Genomic DNA, 16386 nt, shown 5'->3' on the forward strand with positions numbered 1-16386 from the left:
CCTGGAGGGCACCGTGGTTTTTGGACGTATCGGGAAGGGGTGGTGCCTGGCCAGCAGTGACTGCTGCCTGGGCAACACCCCGTCAGCAGTCAGAACTCGTAGCTGACGCTGGTGTAGTAGAACGCGCCCTGTGCGCCTTCGGGGCTGGTGGTGGAATATTTGGGAACGCCGTACAGCTGCACGCCGTCGGACTTGTCTGGGTGGCTGTCGAACAGGTTGATCGCACCCACCGATACTTTCAGTGCCTTGTCGAAGGTGTAGGACAGGTCGAGGTCAGTAACCCACTGCGGGCTGTAGGTCTGGTCCAGGGTCGGGTTGGTCGCGTTCAGGCTCTTCCACTCGCCATAACGCCGCTGGGCCACCGTCAGGCCCCAATTGTCATACAGCCAATTGGCGCTGAGGATCAGCTTGTTTTTCGGCGTACCGTCTTCGATCAGGCCCTGGGTCGTGCGGCCGATGATCTGCGAGCCCTGGATATTGCCGACATCGCGCAAGGCGGTGATTTTGGTGTTGTTCTGGCTGATCCCGCTGCTCAGGTTCAAGCGCCCCCATTGCGCCAGGTCCAGTTGATAGTTGCCGGTCAGCTCGACGCCATCGGTGCGGGTATCGGCCACGTTGGTGTAAAACGCCGCGCTCTGGATATTGGCGTAGGGCGTGCCGGCAAAGATCGGCGACACCACCGAGGCCGGCAGCTGGTCGGAGAGGGTGATGCGGTTGTCGATGTTGATCCGGTACGCGTCCAGGGTCACCGACGCGTTGGGCCGTGGCCGCCAGACCAGGCCCAGGGAGTAGTTGGTGGACTCCTCGGGCTTGAGCGCCTTGCCCCCGAGCAGCGCGGCTTCCGGGCTGTTGGCGCGCAGGGTGCGTTGCTGCACCTCGACATAGTTGCCGCTGCCTGGCGGTTGTTCGACCACCTGCACGCTGAACGAGGACATGCCGCTCTGCACCAGCGACGGCGCCCGGTAGCCGGTACTGGCGGTGGCGCGGGCGGCGATCTGCGGGGTGAAGTCATAGCGCAGCGACAGCTTGCCGTTGGTGGTGTCGCCAAAGTCCGAATAATGCTCGGTGCGCACCGCGACACCAGCCTGGAACTTCTCGGTGACCTGGCCTTCGACATCGATGTAGGCCCCCAGCACCTTGCGGTCCAGGGACGCGGCGTCGACCTGGGTGATTCCCGAGTAGTAGCCCGGAATCCGTCGGCCGGTGATCGGGTCGATGCTGTTGAACAGCGGGCCGTTCTGCCAGCCCGCGGCTTCACCGGCGCTCAGCTCGTAGTTCTCTTTGCGCCAGGCCAGGCCGGCGGACAGGGTCAGCGGCTTGAACAGCAGATCGGTGGGGAAGTCGCGTACCCAGTCCAGGGTGATGTTGGTCTGATCGGCCTCGCGTTCGCCGGTGTAGATCTTCTCCGGGCTGCTGGCCCCCCAGCTCGGGTTGATCGCATTGCGGTCGGTGGATTTGACGCTGTTGTCACCGTGGTTCAGCGCCAGGTCGAACTTGCCCAGTTGCTCGGTTTCATAGCGCAGGCCGCCGGTGACCGCGTAGTCCTCCAGGGTGTAGCGGGTGATGGGCACGCGGCCGTCGGGGAAGCGCGCCAGGGCGACGCTGCCGTAGTTGTTGCGCAGGCTGGTGGGCGGGTCGAAGAAGTTCTCGGCGTCGCTGTTCTTGTGGGAGTAGGTGGCAAAACCGTAGGCGGTCAGCCCTTCGCCCACGCCGATTTCGCTGTTGGCGGTGAAGTTGTACTGGTCCGAGATATTCGCCGCCCCCAGCGCCAGGTGCGGTTCGGGTTGTTCTGCTCGCGCGGGGTGTTGATGCTGGTGGAGCCGGGGTAAAAGATCCGGTTGTCGGGGTTGGTGTCACTGGCCGGGTCCTGGCTCCCGGCGTCGAAACTCAAGGTCAGGAAGCCGTCGTTGGGCAGGGCGAAGCCTTTCCAGCCGCTGAGCTTGCGCTGGATGCCGTCGCCCTTGTCATAGCCGCCAAAGCGATAGCCGAGGTTGCCGCCGTCGTCCTTTTCCTTGAGCACGATGTTGATCACCCCGGCAATCGCGTCGGAGCCGTACTGGGCGGCTGCACCGTCCCGCAGGATCTCTACCCGCTGGATGGCGCTGATGGGGATCAGGCTGAGGTCGACTGCCGCGGCGCCCCGGCCGTTGACCAGGCTTTGCCGGGTAACGTTGGCACTGGTGTGGCGGCGCTTGCCGTTGACCAGCACCAGCACCTGGTCGGAGGCCAGGCCGCGCAGCGAGGCGCCCTGGGCGATAGACCCGGCGAAGGCACCCTGGGGCGACTGCGGGAAGCTGAAGGACGGCGACAGTGCGGTCAGCGCTCCGGACAGATCGCTGGCCCCGGTCTGCTGCAGTTGTTCGCCGGACAGCACGTCCACCGGCGCTGCGCTTTGCAGGGCAGTGAGGTCGCTGCGGCGGGTGCCCAGCACCACCACCGTGTCCAGGTGGTCGCCGCTGGCGGCGGGTTTGCTTGAGGTTTCGGCAGCGAAAGCAGGCACGGCAAGGCTGCCGATGACCAGCGCCACGGCGCCGGCCAACGGATTGCGATGGAACATGGAAAAATTCCTTTTTGCTGAGAACGGGCGTGTGCAGGAACCGGCCGTCGGTAGCGGCCTTGCGAGCGGCATCCCGCCCGGCTGCTCCTGCAGGGTTATGTGGATGCCGGTGGCCCGGAAATCGCGGTGTGCTGCCGGAGCGGGCAGGCCTTCAAGCCGATGCGCGACGTGAGGGCCCGCTCCAGCGGGGTGTATCGCCGCCGGATCAGAAGCGGCTGGTGACGCTCAGGCCGACGGTGCGTGGGTCGCCGTAGGTGATGACGTATTGGCCCAGGGTGCCGTTTGGCCGGCCATGCACCTGGTAGCGGCGGTCGGTGAGGTTGTTCACAAACCCGGTGACGCTGAGTTTTTCATCCGGGCTGTACCAGGTCAGGCGACTGTTGGCCAAGGTGTAGTGGGGCTGGCTCAGGGTCTTGTCGGCGCTGCTCTGGCGATCGGCGAGGAAGTACTCCTTGTCGCGGAAACTCACGTCGCCACCGGCCACCAGCTTGCCGCCGATTTCCAGGGGGAAGGTGTAGTCCGCGCCCAGGGACACCACGTTGCGCGGCGAGCGCACGAAGCTGTTGCCGCTGTAGTCGCCGGTGACCGCGCCGCTGGTGGGGTTGGTGTTCTTGAAGTCGGTGTATTCGGTGTCGAGGAATGACACCGCCGCCCGCAGGTGCAGGTAATCGGTCGGCTGGCCTTCGAGTTCCAGCTCGGCGCCCTTGACCTTGCCCGAGGCACCGTTGGTCAGGGCCGTGGTCAGCACCCCGTTGTTGACGGTCAGCAGATTGACCTGGATATCCGAGTAGTCGTAGTAGAAAACGTTGGCGTTGGCGGTCAGGCGGTGGTTGAACCACTCCGACTTGAGGCCGATTTCATAGGCGTCCAGTTGTTCCGGATCGACCGTGGTCAACTGCGCCAGGCTGGTGGAAAGGCCCGTGTTGAAGCCGCCCGAGCGGAAGCCATGGGCATAACGGAAGAACACCCGCACATTGTCATTGATCCGGTATTCCGGGGTCAGGTCGTAGGTCCAGGCTTCCCAGGTCTTGTCTTCCTGGCGGTTGCCGTTGGTGCCGCTGCCGCCCAGGGCAATCAGCGGGCCGTTGGCCGTGGCGCGTGTCAGTTGGGTCAGATCGAGGTCGATGTTTTTCTTTTCCTGGGTCCAGCGCAGGCCACCGGTGACAGTGAAGTTGTCGGTGAAGTCGTAGGTCAGGTTGCCGAACAGCGCGTAGCTGTCGGTCTTGTGGTCGTAGTTCAGGTCACGCAAATCGGTGACGCCGCCAGTCTGGTTCGAGCCGGTGCCATTGGGTGTCGGGCCCGGGGTGATGATGCGCTGGGCCGAGCTGTCGAGGTCTTCGTGGAAGTAATGCGCACCGAGCAACCAGCGCAGGGTTTCCTGCTGGGGCGAGGCCAGGCGCAGTTCCTGGGAGTACTGGGTGTACTTGTTGTCGGAAATCGCCGCGCCGTTGACCTCGTAGGGCGTGTAGTCGGCGTCGCTGGTGGAGCGCCCGCGAATATAGTCATAGGCGCTGATCGAGGTCAGGGTGTAGTCGCCCAGGTGCCAGTTCAGGGTCAGGGACGTGCCGTCATGATCGAGCTTGGCATCTTCGTTGGTATTGAGCGCGATATTGCGCCCGTTCGGCCGCTGATAGCCGACGTTGTAGTAACGCCCGACCGGCAGCGAACCGTTGCTGCCATCGCCCTTGAACTCACGGCTGTGGATCTTCAGCAAGGCGTCGAGGTCTGGGTTGAGCTGGGCCAGGAACTGCAGGCGCACGGCTTTCTTGTTGACGTCGCCATAGGTGTGATCGTCGGTGAGGTTTTTCTGGAAACCGTCACGTTCCTCGGAGTACAGCGAGATCCGCGCCGCCAGCTTTTCGTCCACCAGGGCACCGCCCAGGGCGCCGCTGAGGATGCGTTCGTTCTTGCTGCCAAAGCCGATGGTGCCGAAGCCGTCAGTGTCGAAAGTCGGCTTCTTGGAAATCACGTTTACCGCGCCTGCGGTGGTGTTCTTGCCATACAGCGTGCCCTGGGGCCCGCGCAGAATCTCGATGCGCTCCAGGTCGAACAGCGGGCCGCCACCGGCAATCGGCGCGTTCAAATACACGTCGTCGGCATAGATTCCCACCGGGAATACGGTGGCGGCGCCGGTATCGCCGGTACCCAGGCCACGGATGTACCAGCGCGGACGGCCGTCGCCGTCGGGATTCTTGGCCGAGGCGTTGGGAATAAAGGTGGTGATGTCGCCCATGGCGCGCACGCCGTCGGCGGTGATGCTGGTGCCCTGGACCGCCGAGACCGCCACCGGAACCTCTTGCAGGGTTTCTTCCCGGTGCTGGGCGGTGACGGTCACGGTCTTCAGCGCAGGTTCGCTGCTGTTCTTGCCGTCGGCCTCGGTGCTCTCGGCCGCCAACGCCAACTCGCTGACAGCGCCGCCTGCGAGCCATAACGCAAGCCCGATGCTCTTGGTAAGCGGATGAAGTTTATGCATGTGAATCTCCCCCGGAAAAGTTGTGCTACAGGGGCTAGAGCAGAGATCGTGCCAAGAGATTTTTCAGGCCGGTTAGTTTTAATAAGCTATTGATAATTAAGGATTTAAATATTCTATCCGGGGCTTTAAACGTTGTTTTTCAATAGCCGGATCAGGGCGATCCAGTCCGGCCGAAACAGCATGCCGATTATTCAGCAGAAGTTGCGTGGAGGCTGCTGCTGGAGCAGCAGCAACAAAGGTCGAGAATGCTGCTCCAGCAACAGCCGAGCCGGCAGCGGAACAGCTGGCAGGCCAGTCATCTTTGCGGGGGCGTTACATAAGCAACAGGTCAATGGTTGCCGGGAAACAACCGGAGCGCCTTGCGCGCGCACTCCGGCATGAGGGGAGGGGGTCAGACGGCGACGCGGGAGGTGGAGCCTATGACTTTTTCCAGGACGCTGAAGTCGATCCAGTCGCGGACGTCGAAGCGGCGCGGGATGAAATCCCAGCGGTGGAGGAAGTCGGTGAAGTCTTGCAGCGCTTCGATCGAACGTGCATCCAGGGTGGTGCGCAGGCGCCGGTGTGCATCTTCGCCGTAGGCTGCGGCCACCCAGTATTCGCTGGTGTTCAGTTCGCGAGCGAGAAAACGCCGGGTTTCCTCGGGGTTGGCCCAGGCCCATTGCTCGGTGCGCAGCACGGTGTCGACGATTTTCACGCTGGCGTCGAAATGTTCCTGCAACAGGTTGATGTCCACGGTCAGGGTCCGTGGCGTGCCGTTGTTGCTGCGGATCAGCGGGTCCGGGTGGGAGCCGGTGTCGACCACCACTTGCAAGCCGAACTCGTTGGCCAGGTGCACGGCATGGGCGCCCTTGAGGAAGATCGCGTCAATATCGCCGCGCAGCAGGCCGATCAGTTCGTTGTTGCGACGGCTGAAGCGGCTAACCCCGAGGCTGACTTCCGAGCCATACACATGCTGCTTCTGTTCATCGCTGTAGGTGCCGCCGTAGGGGTAATCCACCAGCTCGACGTCGGACACGTTCAGGCCTTCGAGCTTGAGCGCGTTCTCCAGGCCGCGCAGGGCCTGGGCGCGGGTGAAGTCGATCTGCACGTTGGCCCATTTCGGCAGGCCGAAGCGGCGGTTCTTCAGGTCGCGGATGCTTTTGACCCCGCTTTCGGCGGTGGTCAGGATCAGCTGCACCTCGTCGCTCCAGGACAGCCCCAGGACCCGGGTCTGCACGCCGCTGGCGTAGGCCCAGATCGCCGGGATGTTGCCGCCGTGGCGCACCGAGTTCTGCAAGTGGTGGTCGTAGTGCGCTTCGCGAACTTCCCGTTCGCTGGATTCGCGCAACGACTGGATATTGGTGCCGAACGGCAGGAACGCTTCCGCCAGGCGGCCGGACTGCACCGCGATGCCAAGCCCGGTGGGGACCGGGCTGTGGGTGTACCAGAGGGTATCGAGTGGTTTGCTCATAAGGGTCTTCAGTTCGAATCCATGAAACCCGGCGGGTTAGCCCGCCAGTGCGGTAGGGGTGGCCAGCAGCGCTTCCAGCGGCCGACGGTCGATCCAGTCGCGAACATCGAAGCTGTGCGGGATAAAGCGCCAGCGATGCAGGAATTGGGTGAAGTCCTGCAACGCGTCGATGGCCTGTTCATCGAGGGCGGTGCGCAGGCGCAAATGGGCGTCTTCGCCGTAGGCGGCATTCACCCAGTACTCGCTGCTATTGGTTTCCCGGGCCAGGTAGCGCCGGGTCTCTTCGCCGTGGGTGTGGGCCCACTGCTCGGCGCGCAGCACCGAATCGAGAATCCCGCTGGCCACCTCGAAATGCTCGTCGAGCAGGGCCAGGTCCACCGCCAGGGTGCGCGGCGTGCCGTTGTTGCTGCGGATCAGCGGGTCCGGGTGGGAGCCGGTATCGATCACCGTGTGCAGGCCGAAATCATGGGCGTGCTGGGCGGCGCTGGCGCCCTTGAGGAAGATCGCATCAACCTCGCCGCGCAGCAGCCCCACCAGTTCCAGGTTGCGCCCGTTGCCCGGCTGGGCACCGACCGGGGTGCCGCTGACGGTGCGCACCGGGGCGTCGCTGAAGGTGCCGCCGTAGCGGAAGTTCACCAACTGCAGGTCGCCGACTTGCAAGCCTTCGAGCTTGAGCGCGTTCTCCAGGCCGCGCAGGGCCTGGGCCCGAGTGAAGTCGATCTGCGCGCCGGCCCAGTCCGGCAGGCCGAAACGCCGGTCCTTGAGGTCCTTGACGGTTTTGATGCCGCTGTCATGGCGGGTCAGGATCAATTGCACTTCATCGGCCCAGGACAGGCCGATCACCCGGGTCTCGCGACCTTGGGCCCGGGCCCAGATCGCCGGGATGTTGCCGCCATGGCGCACCGAATGGCGCAGGCTGTGATCGAAATGTGATTCACGTACCGCCTGGTCGCTGGACTCGCGCAGCGACTGGACCTGGGTCCCGAGGGCGCCGAGGGTGTCTTGCAGCCAGCCTTTCTGCACGGCGATGCCCAGCCCGGTGGGAACCGGGCAGCGGGTGTACCAGAGCGTATCGAGGGGTTGGGTCATTGCGGGCTCTCCGGTGGCGCTCAGGCGCTGGCTTTAAGGTGGGGGCGGGCGCGGGTTGCGCGACCGGGCGCTGGTGCACCAGGGGCAGGACTTCCTGGCCGATGCGCAGGGCTTCTTCCAGGTGCGGGTTGCCGGCCAGGATAAAGGTCGAGAACCCGGCATCGCGATACTCCACCAGGCGTTCGGCGATGTTCTGGTGGCTGCCCACCAGGCCCACGGTCGGCCCCGGCTTGGCCTTGGCGAAACCGGCCCAGAGGTTGGGGCCGATGATCAGGTCGTCGAAACGGTCGATGTTCTGGTGGTAGGCGGTCTGGCGCGCGGCGCCCACCGAGTCGGAACCGCTGGTGAACCCCTTGGCCACCACGCTGCTCTTGCCTTCGAGCTTGTCGAACTGGCGGCGCAGGTCGGCCCAGGCCTGTTCTTCGGTTTCCCGGGCGAACAGGTCGACCCGCAGGCCGAAGCGCACGCTGCGTCCCTGCTTGTCCGCCAGCTCGCGTACGCGCTCGATGTGCGGCTTGAGCTTGTCCACCGGCTCGGCCCAGTTCAGGTACACATCGGCATGCCTGGCGGCCACGTCCAGCGCAGCGTCGGAGAACCCGGAGAAGTACACCCCCGGTTTGCGTTCATGTTGCAGGCCCGGGGGCAGGGCGCCGTTTTCCAGCTGGAAAATATCGCCGTCATAGGAGAAGCGTTCGTTCTCCCACAGGCCCTGGATGATGTCGAGGAACTCGCCGGTGCGCTTGTAGCGCAGGTCATGTTCGAGGAAGTCGCCATTGGCGCGCTGGCTCGCCGGGTTGCCGCCGGTGATGATGTTCCACTCCAGGCGCCCGCGGCTGAGGTTTTGCAGGATCGCCGCTTGCTGCGCGGCGTAGGCCGGCAGGGTCCAGGTGGCCTGGAACGCGATCAGGAACTTGATGCGCCGGGTCTCACGGGCCAGGGCTGCGGCCACCACCCAGGGCTCGGGGCCAGTGGGCAGCAGGGCGCCTTCGAAGCCGGCCAGTTCTGCGGCCTTGGCCACCTGGGCGATGTAGTCGATGTAGGTGAAGTCGTCGGGCTCGCCATTGGGCAAACGGCCCGGGGCAATGTTGCCGGGGCGATACTGCGCGCTGCCCCGGTTGTGTTTGTCGGTGCTCAGCTGTGGACCGTCGGTGCCCAGCGGCAGGCGCCAGAAAAATTCAGTGCTCATGGATGCTCCTGATTCAGTAACGCGTTGCGCCGCGCGGGTGCGAGGTCGCCGTGCCAGGGTGAGTGCAACGGCCATGCCATGGGCTGCCCTAAGCGGTTTCGGCCAGCAGGGCCGCAGGTTTTAGCGCAGTACTCGCAACGTTCGCCGGCCGGGGTGCGTCTGTAGCAACACCCCGTCAGCAATCGCTGCTGGGCGTGCAACAGCCTGATTAATCGCCGACACGGGCCCGAACAGCGCAGCCCGCGGCAGCGACTACAGCTGTAGCCGCTGCCGAGCCCGCGAGGCTGAGCTGGCCCGGACAGGCGCCTTGCATCTAGCTGATGAATCCCCGACACAGGCCCGAACAGCGCAGCTTCTGGCAGCGGCTACAGGGCTTTTAGGCGGTGGTGGCGCTGATTTCGTCGATGCTGGCCCCGGTTTCGGCGCTGCGCAGGTAGGTCTGGTACAGCGCCGCATAGGCGCCGCCCTGGTCGATCAACTGGTGGTGGGGGCCTTGTTCCACCAGGCGCCCATGGCGGATCACGGCGATGCGGTCGGCGTCGCGGATGGTCGCCAGGCGATGGGCAATGATGATGGCGGTGCGGCCCTGGCACAGGCGGCGAAAGGCCCGCTGGATGCGGCGTTCGGTGTGGATGTCGACCGCCGAGGTAGCCTCGTCCAGCACCAGCACCGCCGGGTCCGCGAGGTAGGCGCGCACCAGGCACACCAGTTGCCGCTGGCCATGGCTCAGGTGGCTGCCCAGCGGCCCGACTTCGGTCTGGTACTGATGGGGCAGGCGCTCCAGCACCTCGTCGGCGCCCAGTTCCCGGGCCGCGGCAATCAGCGCGGCATCGTCGGCATGGGGCGCGGCCAGGCGCAGGTTGTCGAGGATGCTGCCGCTGAACAGCACGTTGTCCTGCAACACCACCCCAACGCTGCGCCGCAGCTCGTGCTGGGCCAGGTCGCGAATGTCAATGCCATCGAGCTTCACCGCCCCCGACTGGACCTCGTAAAAGCGCGTCAGCAACTGCACCAGGGTGCTCTTGCCATGGCCCGAGGGGCCGACAATCGCCAGCACTTCGCCCGCCGCAATCTCCAGGTCCAGGTCATTGATCACCGGGGTCTTGGCCGCAGGGTCATAAGCGAAGCGCACACGCTCGAAACGCACCGCGCCCCGTGCCCGGCCCAGGCTGCGCGGCTCCGGGATGTCGTTGATCTGCGGCTTGGTGTCCAGCAGCAGAAAGATGCGCTGGGCCGAGGCCGAACCGGTGGCGTAGCGTTCGAACAGGTCCGACAGTTCCTGCAATGGCCCCAGAAATAGGAACACGTAGAACAGGCTTTCCGCCACCTGGCCCACCGTCACGTCCGCCTGCGCCAGGCCGTAGCCGCCCACCAGCAACAGCACAGCCATGCCCGCCGAGCTGAGCAGCGCGGTAAACGGCGCGAACCAACTGGAGCGCAGGCTGCCGCGAATCAGCGCCTGGTTGAAGTCGTCCAGCAGACCGCGGTAGCGCCGCAGGTTCGGTGTCTCCTGGGCGCACTGTTGCAACATGCGCGCGCCGCTGACGCTTTCCACCAGGTGCGCGGTAAAGCGGCTGCGGTTTTCCGCGACCTTGGCCCAGTTGCGCTGGGAAATGCGCTTGAAACTCCAGGTTGCCAGCACCAGCAAGGGCACGGTGGCCGCCAGGCTGAGAAAGAACCGGGGCTCAATGCGCCACAGCATGACCGAAGCCAGGCCGCAGCGCAGCAGGGCCCCCAGCAGCTCCGGCGGGCCCTGGATCAGCAGCGGTTCGAGGCTGTCGACATCGCGGTCGGCGCGGGAAATGATGCGCCCGGCCTTGGTTCGGTCGAAGTAGCTGACACTCAGTGACTGCACATGGGCAAACACCCTGACCCGCAGGTCGTTGAGCACGCGAATCGCCGCGCTGCCGGCCACAAACTGCGACAGCCCGGCCAGCAGGAAGCGCCCGAGCCAACTGGCCGCCAGTCCCAGGCCGAGCCACAGCACCAGACGTTCATCCAGCAACCAGTGCTGTTCGTGCAGCACCAGCCCACGGTCCAGCAGTTCGCGCACGAACCACGGCCGCAGAAACACCGTGAGCACCAGCAGCACTTCGATGCCGATCACACTGAAGATCTGCCCGCGGATCGGCCCCAGCAATGGCAGCAGCCGGCTGAACATGCTGCGGTCCAGGGCTTTCCTGGCCAGCAGTTCTTCGATTTCGATATCGCTCAGGGCCTTGCCGGCGATTGGATTAGCCATGGTCGATCCCCAACAGGTCGCGGTAGTCCGGATTGCTGTGCAGCAGTTCGGCGTGGGTGCCGCTGGCGGCGATTTTTCCGTGTTGCAGCATCAGCACCCGGTCAGCCAGGAGGATGGTCGACAGCTTGCTGGAGATCACCAGCAGGGTGGTGGCGCGCCCCTGGTCGCGGCGCAACTGACGGATATTGTTCAGCACCTGGCGCTCGCTGATGGCATCCAGGGCACTGGTGGCGTCGTCAAGGCAGAGAATGTCCGGGGTGCCGAGCAGGGCCCGGGCCAGGCTCAGGCGCTGACGCTGACCGCCGGACAGGGTCACCCCGCGATCGCCCAGGGGCGTGGCCAGGCCCTGGGGCAGGCGTTCCAGGACATCTTCGGCCGCAGCCAGGCGCAGGCCATGGCGCAACTGCTCGTCGCTGGCCTGGGGCGCGCAAAGGCGCAGGTTGGCAGCCAGGGTGTCGGAAAACAGAAAGCTTTCCTGGGGCACCACGTGCACCCGCCGGCGCAGCTCACTCAGGTCGAGCTGGCGGATGTCGTGCCAGCCGGCACTGTCGGAGCCCAGCAGCAGGCGCCCGGCGCTGATGTCGCTGAGGCGCGGCAACAGGCTGGCGAGCAGGCTCTTGCCAGTGCCGGTGGCGCCGACCAGGGCCACGATCTCTCCCGGCTGCAAGGTCAGGCTGCACTGGTCGAGGATGTTCAGCCCGCCACCCGGGGCGCTGACGCTGACCTGTTCCAGCTTCAGGCCCAGGGCGCTGTCGGGCAGGCGGGCGCTGCCGCTGCGGATGGCCGGTGGCTCGTCCAGCAGTTGCCAGATGCGTTCGGCGCTTGCGCGGGCGTCGGCGAAGGTCTGCATCACCCGGCCGATGCCTTCGATGCGAAACACCAGGGTGGTGGCGATCAGCAGCGAGGTCACCAGCTCGCCGATCCCCAGTTGCCCGGCGGCCACCAGGTGCGCGCCGTACACCAGGATCCAGACATGGCCCAGGGCGACCACTGCCTGGGGCAGGGGGATGCGCGAACTGGAGTAGGCCAGGGCCTGGCGCGCATGCCCGGCAAACAGCGCCACCTGGCCGGCGAAGCGCTGCACGCGGCTGTGCTCGAGGCCGAACGACTTGATCACCCGCACCCCGCCGATGCCTTCGCTGAGGTCCTGGTTGACCCGGTCGTAAGCGGCGCCCACCGCGCGGTCCAGGCTGACCAGGCGCTCGGTCTGCAAGACAAAAATGCCCAGGCCGAACACCGTCAGCAACAGCGGCACCAGCCCCAGCAACGGGTTGTACCAACTCAACAGGCCGACCGTGGCCAGCACCACCAGTGGGGTTTCCACCACCTGGCGCCAGAAGCTGATCAGGGCATCGCGCACCTTGTCGGCGTCGCGGGTGGTGCGGGTGATCATCTCGCCCATGCCGTGTTGCCAGTGATAACCCAGGTGCAGGCCCTGGACCTGAGCCAGGATCCGCTCGCGCAGGCGGGTCAGCAGTTCCTGGCTGAGCACCAGGGACAACACGCTGGCGGCGTATTGCAGCACGCCACGGCCCAGGGCCACCGCCAGCATCAGCCACAGCCAGTACCAGCCGAGGCTGGCGTCCAGGCTGCCATCGGCCTGGCGCAGCACCGCACGTCCGGCGCTGACGTCATTCACGGCATGGCCGATCAGCCATTGCTGCCAGACCAGCCCCAGGTTGACGGCGATGTACAGCGCGGCCACCAGGGCAAAGCGCCAGGGCATTTCCCGGTAGATCGCCAGGCTGCGCAAAAGAGGGTGTTTTTCGATCATGAAAGGCTCGTTGCAAGGAGGAGGGGCTAAATCGGTGGCCAGGCGTGACGCGGGCCGGAACCCGCGCCACACAGCGTCGGCAGGTCAGCTGCGGGTGGCGCCCTGTTTTTCCTTGGCATTGAGGATCGCGGTGTATTCGCCAGGGTCGACGCCGTTGAGGTAGTAGTTGCCCACGTGGTGCAGGCGCCAGCGGATCGGGTCGTGGGTGGTGTGGACCCGGGCGTTGCGCCAGAAGCGGTCGAGGTTCCATTTGCTCAGTGAGGAACTGGCCCCCAGCAGCGAGAAGATGTCGCTGGAGATCTTCAGCGAGGCGCTGTCGGAATGGGCGCGGGCGGTGGCCACCGAGAGAATCAGCTCGTCTTGCAGCTCTTTGTTTTCCGGGTCCAGCTCATGCTGGTCGAAAACCCGCGCCGCATCGCGCAGCAAGGATTCGGCGCCACGCAGCGCCACGGCGTATTCACCGATCTGCTTGATGATGTGCGGCTCTTCATTGGCGAAATCCACACCGCTCTCGACCCAGGGCCGGGCGTGGTGCTTCAGGTACTCCACCGCTGCAGCCAGGGCGCCGGCGGCGATCCCGGTGTCGATGGCCGCGTGCAGGATCTGCGGGAAGGTCAGGCCCGTGCGTTTCATCGGCCCCTTGCGCTGGGAAACGAAGCGCTCGTCCAGCTCGATGTTGTCGAAAATCACGGTGCCGCTGACCGAGTTTTTCTGGCCGAAGGCGTCCCAGTCGTCGACCAGGGTCAGGCCCGGGGTATTGCGGTTGAGCAGCACCCCGGCGCCGCCGTCTTCGCTGGCGGCGGTGAGGGAGATCCACTCGGCCAGGTACGAGCCGGTGGAGTAGAACTTGCTGCCATTGAGGATCAGCTTGCCGTCCGCGCGGCGCTCGACCCGGGTCTTGAGCGCAAACTTGTTCTTGCCGCCGATTTCCGCGAGAGCGTTGCCGAAGCGCTTGCCGGCCAACACATCGCTGATCAGGCGGTCTCGGACCTCATCCGGGTAGCCATTGAAGATCCCGCGCAGCATCACGTTATGGATCTGCAGCAACTGGCCGACACCGCCGTCGGCCACGGAAATCAGGCGCACGGTTTCAACGATGGTCTGCACCGAGGCGCCCAGGCCGCCAAAGGCCTTGGGCACGCCGATGGCGGTCAGGCCGCTTTCCGATAACAACTGTGCCTGGCGCCGTGGCAACTGGCCGTTGGCCTGGCTGTCGGCGGCGATCTCGGCAATTTCCCTGGCTATCTCCCGGGCCACGGCAATGGCCTCGGCCTCGCTGTGCAGGAGGCGCACGGGGGCCTGTTCTTGCAACGGTTGCGTGGCGGGGTTGGGTTCGACGGTGCTCATTGCATTACCTCTGTTAAGGGATCTGATGCCGCCCTGCAGGCGCTTGATGCCTGCGCCCACCCAGGACGGCTGGGTGAAACAGCCTTGAGCAAGTTCTGCGCCAGGGCGTTTTTCAAACCCCGAAAAACCCCTGCAAGCCACAGCCGGCGGGGCCTTGACCCTGGGTGCAGGGCGTCTGTCAGGCCTCGATTGCTGCTGGAGCAGCAGTGCTCGGCAGGCTGCTGCTCCGGCAGCAGCAGTCGGCGTGCAAAGCTGCTGGCAGGCCAGCAATCGGCCGCCGGGAATTGTCAGGGGGAGGGCGCCAGGCCTTGTAAAACGGGGGTTTGCGCTCTTGGCACGGGCGCTGCAATAGCCCAGGTAAGCCATCCACCTTGGCCAGCAGTCACCACGACTGCCTTGACCCGCCACAGGAGCTCGCCATGACGCTTGCCGCCACACTCGCCGAACCCGTTGCCCAGGCCGCCCTGGAACAGATCTGGTTCACCCGTTGCCCGGTGCCGACCGCCTCCGGGATCGCCTACAAACTGGGCTGGCTCAGCGAAGAATTCGCCGCCGACGGCCTGCCGGTCTCGACCCTGCAGGAGGCCCGCCAGCTGGGCCATCACCACTACGATCACCAGTTGCCCGGGCTGTTTCGCGAGGGCGGCAATGTCCCGGCCCTGGCCGCGCGTGCCGCCGGTTCACCGAGCCGGCTGATCGGCCTGACCTGGATCGAGGAGTGGCAGACCATCCTCGTGCGCCCCGACTCCGGGATCCGCAGCGCCCAGGACTTGAAGGGCAAGCGCCTGGCCCTGCCGGCGTGGGGCGACAGTCGTCCGGGCAGCATCGCCCGGGCCATGAGCCTGCACGGTTACAAAGGTGTCTTGAGCCTGGCCGGCCTGAGTTTCGACGACGTCGAGCTGGTGGAAGTGGCATTGCAGAACCAGGAGCAGGCCGCCAACCCCCAGGAAGGTTTGCAGCGCCTGTGGTCAGGCCTGGACTACCTGGTGCGCGGTGAAGTCGACGCGGTGTACGTCAAGGGTGCGTCGGCTGCTGACGCCGCGCGGCGCCTGGGGCTGGTGGTGGGCATCGACCTGGACCTGATCGCCGACCCGCGCTACCGCATCAACAACGGCACGCCACGGCCGATCACCGTGCACCAGAGCCTGCTGGACAACCATTTCGAGCTGGTGGTGCGCTTTCTCGCGCAGACCCTGAATGCCGCCGACTGGGCCGCCAACAACCGTGAGGCGCTGAACGCGATTCTCGAAGAAGAAACCCGCGCCGGCAGTGCCGGAGTGGCCGAAGCCTATCGCGGCGCCTTCCACACCACCCTGGCCCCGGACCTGTCGCCCCAGCGCCTGGAGTTTCTCGGGGTGCAAAAAGACTTCCTGTACCTGCACGGCTTCCTCGAACGCGATTTCGCCATCGCTGACTGGGTCGACCCGCGCCCGCTGCAAGCGGCCCATGAACTGCTGGCCAAACGCCGCGCCTGACCCTGAACCCAGCCTTTACCTCAATTCCTGTCGGAGAACTGCCATGACCGTACTTATCCATGAACAACCCATCAGCCAAGAACTGCAGAGCTTTATCGATCAGGTGCTGATCGACGCCGAAGAAGCCTTCACCGTGTTCCGCGAAACCAACACCATCACCGCCAACGGCACCGTCGGCTTTATCGAGCGGGTGCCGGGCCAGGAGTTGCTGGTCTCGGTCAACTACGGCGGGCCGTGGAACTACCGCAAGCCGCTGCAGGCCACGGTCACCGACTTTGCCGGCAAGGTGATTTTCGGCAAGGGCAAGGGCGGCCTCGGGCGCTACACCAAGCTGTTCCAGACCCACCCGGACGTGACCACCGTGTCCCACGTGCACTCGCCGTACCTCGGTGCCTGGGCCCAGACCCACCGCACCTTGCCGTTCAACTACGTGCCGGTGCAGCGCTACCAGCTGGCCCGGGAACTGCCGGTGTACATCGATCGTCGTCAGCCGGAGGTGGACTTCATCCTCGACAAGATCGCCGAGAACCCCTTCAACCTGGCGATTCTCGAAGCCAACGGCGGCTCCACCGTGTGGGGCAAGCAGGGCCTGCGCGCCACCGCCGAATTCATCCTGTTGCTGGAGGAGGGCGCGCAACTGCAACTGCTGGCCGATGCCCTTGGCGGCTCGCGCCCTTACGGTCCCGGGGTACTGACCCAACAATGGAAAATGAGCGGCCTGTTCGAGCGCGCCACCGAACTGGGCCTGGTGCCGGCCATCGATCGCCGCAACTGATCGCGGTCGTCCACTCAC

The 16386-nt window shown here is 65.4% G+C and carries 8 protein-coding genes and 2 pseudogenes; 2 read left to right on the forward strand and 8 right to left on the reverse strand.

The genetic code is table 11. The annotated features are described in order from the left end of the window. Nucleotides 1-89 precede the first annotated feature (89 nt). The 8 genes and pseudogenes from JFU57_RS23625 to JFU57_RS23660 form a co-directional block, all read right to left on the reverse strand. Nucleotides 90-2557, reverse strand: a pseudogene (locus JFU57_RS23625) (TonB-dependent receptor plug domain-containing protein). A 205-nt stretch (nucleotides 2558-2762) separates the two neighbouring features. Then, nucleotides 2763-5030 carry a TonB-dependent receptor gene (locus tag JFU57_RS23630; RefSeq protein ID WP_201130950.1) on the reverse strand — a complete coding sequence of 756 codons (2268 nt, stop codon included), beginning with the start codon at nucleotides 5028-5030 and terminating at the stop codon, nucleotides 2763-2765. A 391-nt stretch (nucleotides 5031-5421) separates the two neighbouring features. After that, nucleotides 5422-6480, reverse strand: a complete 1059-nt coding sequence (locus JFU57_RS23635) for an ABC transporter substrate-binding protein (RefSeq protein WP_201130951.1) — start codon at nucleotides 6478-6480, stop codon at nucleotides 5422-5424. Nucleotides 6481-6516: 36 nt separating this feature from the next. Beyond that, complete coding sequence (locus JFU57_RS23640; protein WP_201130952.1) at nucleotides 6517-7569, reverse strand: ABC transporter substrate-binding protein; 1053 nt, start codon at nucleotides 7567-7569, stop codon at nucleotides 6517-6519. A gap of 46 nt (nucleotides 7570-7615) precedes the next feature. After that, nucleotides 7616-8755, reverse strand: a pseudogene (locus JFU57_RS23645) (LLM class flavin-dependent oxidoreductase); the annotation flags it as partial. A gap of 376 nt (nucleotides 8756-9131) precedes the next feature. After that, entirely contained in the window at nucleotides 9132-10997 is a 1866-nt protein-coding gene (locus JFU57_RS23650) for an ABC transporter ATP-binding protein (RefSeq protein ID WP_078473397.1), read from the reverse strand. Further along, on the reverse strand, nucleotides 10990-12771 hold the full coding sequence (locus tag JFU57_RS23655; RefSeq protein ID WP_201130953.1) for an ABC transporter ATP-binding protein: 1782 nt from the start codon (nucleotides 12769-12771) through the stop codon (nucleotides 10990-10992). Before JFU57_RS23655 ends, JFU57_RS23650 begins: the two co-directional genes overlap by 8 nt. Before the next feature lie 84 nt (nucleotides 12772-12855). Continuing rightward, the gene (locus JFU57_RS23660) at nucleotides 12856-14118 is read right to left on the reverse strand and encodes an acyl-CoA dehydrogenase family protein (RefSeq protein ID WP_201130954.1); all 1263 of its coding nucleotides are present in this window, start codon (nucleotides 14116-14118) and stop codon (nucleotides 12856-12858) included. A 419-nt stretch (nucleotides 14119-14537) separates the two neighbouring features. On the opposite strand from JFU57_RS23660, the gene JFU57_RS23665 reads away from it, so the two are divergent. Then, on the forward strand, nucleotides 14538-15593 hold the full coding sequence (locus tag JFU57_RS23665; RefSeq protein ID WP_201130955.1) for an ABC transporter substrate-binding protein: 1056 nt from the start codon (nucleotides 14538-14540) through the stop codon (nucleotides 15591-15593). A 43-nt stretch (nucleotides 15594-15636) separates the two neighbouring features. Next, a complete protein-coding gene (locus JFU57_RS23670; RefSeq protein WP_078473394.1) occupies nucleotides 15637-16368 on the forward strand; it encodes a class II aldolase/adducin family protein in 732 nt (243 codons plus the stop codon). Nucleotides 16369-16386: the final 18 nt, after the last annotated feature.

The organism is Pseudomonas sp. TH07 (assembly GCF_016651285.1).
In the GTDB taxonomy this organism is placed as follows: Bacteria; Pseudomonadota; Gammaproteobacteria; order Pseudomonadales; family Pseudomonadaceae; genus Aquipseudomonas.